The organism is Mesorhizobium sp. M7A.F.Ca.AU.002.02.1.1, from assembly GCF_003998535.1.
GTDB classification, from domain to species: domain Bacteria; phylum Pseudomonadota; class Alphaproteobacteria; order Rhizobiales; family Rhizobiaceae; genus Mesorhizobium; species Mesorhizobium ciceri.
The window spans coordinates 1-5,547 of sequence record NZ_RZPB01000415.1 but is presented as its reverse complement, the minus strand read 5'-3'; the positions used below and the strand labels follow the sequence as shown (position 1 = coordinate 5,547).

The 5,547-nt window shown below is 64.0% G+C and carries 5 protein-coding genes; 2 read left to right on the top strand and 3 right to left on the bottom strand.

Annotation, left to right across the window (positions count from 1 at the left end; genetic code table 11):
* Positions 1 to 766, top strand: a 766-nt coding sequence (locus EN879_RS22760; RefSeq protein ID WP_164774527.1) for an FAD-dependent oxidoreductase, incomplete at its 5' end; no start/stop codon positions are given.
* Positions 767 to 793: 27 nt separating this feature from the next.
* On the opposite strand, the gene EN879_RS22755 is transcribed toward EN879_RS22760, so the two are convergent.
* Together EN879_RS22755 and EN879_RS22750 are read right to left on the bottom strand one after the other, a co-directional pair.
* Positions 794 to 2,008, bottom strand: coding sequence for a DUF459 domain-containing protein (locus tag EN879_RS22755; protein WP_127274258.1), 1,215 nt, complete (start codon positions 2,006 to 2,008; stop codon positions 794 to 796).
* Positions 2,009 to 2,135: 127 nt separating this feature from the next.
* Positions 2,136 to 3,356, bottom strand: coding sequence for a lytic murein transglycosylase (locus EN879_RS22750; RefSeq protein ID WP_013529721.1), 1,221 nt, complete (start codon positions 3,354 to 3,356; stop codon positions 2,136 to 2,138).
* 209 nt (positions 3,357 to 3,565) lie between these two features.
* On the opposite strand from EN879_RS22750, the gene galU reads away from it, so the two are divergent.
* The gene (gene galU / locus EN879_RS22745; RefSeq protein ID WP_013529722.1) at positions 3,566 to 4,471 is read left to right on the top strand and encodes a UTP--glucose-1-phosphate uridylyltransferase GalU; all 906 of its coding nucleotides are present in this window, start codon (positions 3,566 to 3,568) and stop codon (positions 4,469 to 4,471) included.
* 39 nt (positions 4,472 to 4,510) lie between these two features.
* Here galU and EN879_RS22740 read toward each other — a convergent pair.
* Positions 4,511 to 5,547, bottom strand: a 1,037-nt coding sequence (locus EN879_RS22740) for an outer membrane beta-barrel protein (protein WP_164774526.1), incomplete at its 5' end; no start/stop codon positions are given.

The following is a 5,547-nucleotide window of genomic DNA, read 5'->3' as shown; positions in this document are numbered from 1 at the left end:
ACATGATGCCGTGCTCTATTGCGGCGGTTCCGAAACGCCGCGCGCGGCCGGTATTCCCGGCGACGATCTCGGCGGCGTGCATGACGCGATGCCCTATCTGGTGCAGCAGAACAGGCGGGTCGGCGGCGAACCGATCCAGTCGGTGGCGTGGCCCTCGCATCCCATCATCGCCGGCGGCCAGCATGTCGTCGTCGTCGGCGGCGGCGATACCGCGTCCGACTGCGTCGGCACGGCCTTCCGCCAGGGCGCGGTGCGCGTCACACAGCTCGACATCCGCCCACAGCCGCCGGAGAAGGAAGACAAGCTTTCGGTCTGGCCCTACTGGGCGACGAAGATGCGCACCTCGTCCTCGCAGGCCGAAGGCGCCGAGCGCGAATTCCAGGTGGCGACGCTCGAATTCATCGGCGAGGAAGGCCAGCTGACCGGCGTCAAGTGCTGCGAGGTCGACGACAAGCGCAAGCCGATCGCCGGTACCGAATTCGTCATTCGTGCCGATCTCGCTTTCATCGCCATCGGCTTTGCCGGGCCGGCCGCGGCCGGTGTGGCGAGGGAATTGGAGGGTGAGATGAAGATCGCCACCGACAGCCGCCGCTCGCGCAATGTCGAGGCCAATGACCGCGACTACAAGACCAGCGTCGACAGGCTCTATGCGGCCGGCGACGTGCGTCGTGGCCAGTCGCTGGTCGTCTGGGCGATCCGCGAGGGCCGCCAGGCTGCGCGCGCGATCGACGAGGCGTTGATGGGGTCGAGCGTTCTCCCGCGCTGAGCCCGGCCTCAGAGCCGCGCTGCGAGACTAACGATTGATCGCGGTCGTGGTGTCGGTCGCGGCTGCGGCCTTCGGCGGCCAGGAGAAGTCGTCAGCGCGGCCGGGCGATGCAATCGGTGCCTTGCCCTCGACCACAAGCTTTTCACCGGGCAGGTCCGGATTGGCCTTAGCCGGCGGTGCCGCGCCAAGCAGCTCCGAGCCGCCGTCGAGTGCCGGATCGCTGAGCAGCATCGGCGCGGTGCGGTCGATGACGATGGGGGGCGCGGCCGGCGCCGGCGTCTCGACAGGGGCGCCCGCCGGAGCGGACGGTGTAATCATGCTTCCCGGCGCGGTCAGGCCGAGGATCTTCAGCAGCGGTTTTTCGGTGTAGAAGGCGAGCTTGCGCTTGCCCGCCTTCGAGATATTGATGCCGTCATCGGCGCGCAGCCGCACCGGCTGGCCGTTGATGTCGGGGCCGCTGGTGACGAAGGCGCCGTTCTCGTCGACAAAGCCGTCCCAGATATCGACGAATTCGCCGCCATGGCTTTCTGCGGCCTGATGGTAGATGTCGTTGAAGGCAAGCATATCCGAGGTCATCTTCGGCACCCGGAACGCCGGCATGCCGACCCAAAGGAAGGGGACCTTGGCCGCGGCGATGGCTTTGCCCAGCGCGTCGGTCCTGCGTTCATATTCCTTGGTCCAGTTCTCGGAACGTGGCTGTTCGCGCACGTCGCCCACCTTCATCGACTGGCGGTCGTTGGAGCCCAGCATGACGATCACGGCGGCGGGTTTTTCGGTCTCGATCAGCGATTTGATCTGTTCGGGCCAGGTGTAGAAATCATCGCGCACGAAGCCGGACGAGCCATTGCTGCGCACGACGATCCTGACGCCGGCATTCTCTGCGAAAGCGCTGTCGAGGCCTTCGGCGAGGCCGGCCGCCATGAAGTCGCCGACCACCAGGACGGTGCGCGCGTCCGGCGCCTTGTCGACCACCGGGATTTCCGGTTCCGCGGGCGGGCGCGGGGCGCGGGGTTTTTTCGCCTTGGGCCTGGGCCTCGGCTTCTGGATATCCAAGGGCGGCTCAATGCGCTCGCTGCGGCGCGGAAACAAAAGGTCGCGCAACGACCAGCCGCGGTTTTGCTGCTCCTGCGCCATGGCCGGCGCATGAAAGGCGCCAGCCACGCCGACGGCAAGCATGACCACGGCCAGGACGAGCACCGGCATGCGACGAACAAGCCCTGCGATGCGCGCAGCCGAAGCCAATCGTTTCCTCCGTCCCTTGGCGCAGTCCTGCCGAAAAACCGCATCGGTTTCTCGGCAAATGCCGCCCAACCAGATTGCTACAGTGTCCTTTGCGCGCCTGGAAGGCCGCGCGGCACCGCAGGCGGCTCTATTTCTGCCGGAGCCACTTCAGCACTTCCATGCTCGGATAGCCGTCCTGGGTCAAGCCGGCCTTGGCCTGGAAGGCCATGATGGCAGTCTTCGAGCCGTCGCCGATCTTGCCGTCGAACTTGCCGTCGTAAAGGCCATGCTGGGAAAGCCGCTTCTGCAGCTCCTGTCTTTCCTCGAAAGTAAGCTTGGTGAAAGGCCGCTTCCAGTCCTGCACCAGACCGCTCGAGCCGGCGATTTCGTCGGCAAGAAGGCCGACGGCCAGCGCATATTTGTCGGCGTTGTTGTAGGCCTTGATGACCGTGAAATTCTTGATCATCAGGAAGGCCGGCCCGCTGCGGCCGTCCGGCACCTTCAGCGTCGCCTTGTCGGAGCCGTTCTTGAACGGCTTGCCGTTGGCCCTGGCGACGCCGAGCGCCTGCCACTGCGACAGCGTCTTGGAACCGCCGGGAAGTTTTCCGGCTGGCAAGGCGACCTCATAGCCCCAGGTCTTGCCGGCCTGCCAGCCATTCTTCTTCAACAAATTGGCTGATGTCGCCAGCGCATCGGGGATCGAATTCCAGATGTCTCGCTTGCCATTGCCGTCCATGTCCACGGCATAGTGCAGATAGCTGGTCGGGATGAACTGGGTGTGGCCCATGGCGCCGGCCCAGGATCCGCTCAGATGGCTTTCGTCGATGTCGCCGGTCTGCAGGATCTTCAGCGCGGCGATCAGCTGTGTGCGGGCGAATTTCGCCCGCTTCGGATCGGCGTAGGCCAAGGTCGCCAGCGAGCGCACGACGTTGCGCATGATGTCGTCGCGCTTGAGGATCTCGCCATAATTCGATTCCATCGACCAGATGGCCAGCAGGATGTAACGGTCGACGCCGAACCTGGCCTCGATCCGATCCAGCCACGGCTTCCATTTCCTGGCCATCTGCTGGCCGACGGCGACGGACTGATCATGGACGCGGTTGTCGAAATAGTCCCAGGCAGGGGCCGTGAATTCAGGCTGCGTGCGCGCCTTTTCCAGCACCACGGGATCGATATCCCTGATGTTCCTGAAGGCCTGGTCGTATAGGGCGCCGGAAACGCCGCTCTGCACGGCGGTGGCGCGGAAGCCGGCGACCCATTGCCGGAAACCGGCATCGGCGAAAGCGGGGCCAGGCATCAGCAGAGCGAGCGATAGGCTGGCTGCCGCCATGACGCTGGTAAAAATTTTTGCGGCATTGCGAACGGACATCTTTTCCTCCTTCTCTGTCTCAGGAAAGACCATTCATCGCCGAACCAGGTTAGGAATTAGTTTACCATAGGTGCCACCGGGAACGAAAAGACGCTTCGAAGCTTTACCGGTGGACGCTCCCCTCAGTTTCCCAGTAATCCCCAATTCCGGCGTGAAAATGTCTTGAAACGGGGATTGCGGAGCTGGCCCTCAAACGGATAATTGAAAGCATGAAGAGAGTTCGCAAGGCAGTCTTCCCGGTCGCCGGCCTCGGCACACGGTTTCTTCCGGCCACCAAGGCTGTCCCCAAGGAAATGCTGACCGTCGTCGACCGGCCGGTGATCCAGTATGTGGTGGATGAGGCGCGCGAGGCCGGCATCGAGCATTTCATCTTCGTCACCGGTCGCAACAAGGCCGTCATCGAGGACCATTTCGACATCCAGTTCGAACTCTATGACACGCTGGCCCAGCGCGGCAAGGACGACCAGCTCGCCCGCCTGCAGCGGCTGCAGCCGGCGCCGGGGCAGACCAGTTTCACACGCCAGCAGGTGCCGATGGGACTTGGCCACGCCGTCTGGTGCGCCCGCGAGCTCGTCGGCGACGAGCCCTTCGCGCTTTTGTTGCCCGACATGATCATGCAGTCGGAGAAGAGCTGCACGAAGGCAATGGTCGAGCTCTACGAGGAGACCGGCAACAACATCATCGCGGTGCAGGAATGCGATCCCGCCGAAACCCACAAATACGGCATCGTCGGCCGCGGCGAGGACACGCATCACGGCTTCCGTATCACCGAGATGGTGGAAAAGCCGAAGGCCGGCACCGCGCCGTCCAACCTCTACATCAACGGCCGCTACATCCTGCAGCCGGAGATCTTCAAGATCCTAGAAGGTCAGGAAAAAGGCGCCGGCAACGAGATCCAGCTCACCGACGCCATGCTGAAGCTGGAAAAGCAGCAGCCTTTCTACGGCTACCACTATCGAGGCCGCACGTTCGACTGCGGATCGCCGGAGGGTTTTGTCGAGGCCAATGTCGCCTTCGCGCTGTGGCGCAGCGACATGAACGAGAACATGGCGGGCGTCATCCGCACGCTTCTCGACGAGCTGAAGCCGTCAGAGCGCCGTGGTGCTGCGTTTTAAACATCCTAGCGAGCGGCCGGATGTCGTTGGTGCGGCCGTTCAGCGCTGCACCTTGACGCCGAGGAAGATGCTGTTGGCGGTGTAGTCCCGGCCCGGCAGGTTGCTGGTCAGTTTCTCGCTCCTCACTCTTGTGGTCAGGCCGGCGTAGCGGTTCAGCCACCAGGTCAGGCCGGCCTCGGCGCTCAACACCCTGTCATGGCCGTCGATGCCGATGTAATCACGCCAGTCGAGACCCAGAGCCGCGTTGGCGGTGAGGTTGGCGCGAATCTGGCGTTCGCCTGTCAGGCGACCGGAATAGAGGATGTCGCCGCTCTCGCCCGATGTGGTCGTGGGCTCGACGGTGGTCCGCCCGGTCAGGCCGATTATGGTGCCGCGCTCGGGTGACCATTTGAGGTCGGCGTTGACGGTGGCACCCGAGATCGCATCGAGGTTTTTGTCGTCGATCGCTTCCCTGAGCCAGCCGGCCGAGAATTCGCCCGACAGCTTCTCACCCATGTCGAGTGCAAGGCCGGCGCGGGCGCCGAGTCGCGTCGACGAGCGCTCGAAGCCTTCATTGTCGATGCGTTGATCATAGGTCCGGCGGCCGACCTCGATTTCGGTGAAGGGGGTCAGGGCAGGGGAGATCTCGTAGCCGGTGCGCAACGTCGCCGTGTAGAGCGTCGAGTCCTGATCCTTCTGCGACAGCGAGGTGCCGTCCGATAGCTTGGCGTCGCCGTAGAAGTCGTGCGAGACCGCGCCGGTCAAGGTGTACTGCATCTTGCCGAGATGCTTTTCGACGGCCAGGCTGCCATCGATGGTCTGCCGCAGCGGCTGCTTGCTGACGCCGGCAATGGCGTCCGGCGATGATGCCGATTCCGGCACGGCCTCGTAGCCGAGCTTGGCGATGGCGCGCAAACCATTGTCGAGGTCGACATTGAGCTGGCCTTCGATGCGGCCTTGCTCGTCGTGAACCGGGTAACCCGAGACGGTCTCGCGAAAAAGGCCATAGCCGTCGATCGTAGCGGAGTTCTCGCGCCAGTCGGAGGCGGCGGAAAAGCGCAGCGCCGTCTCGGACAGCAGCGCCGACTTGCCTGCAC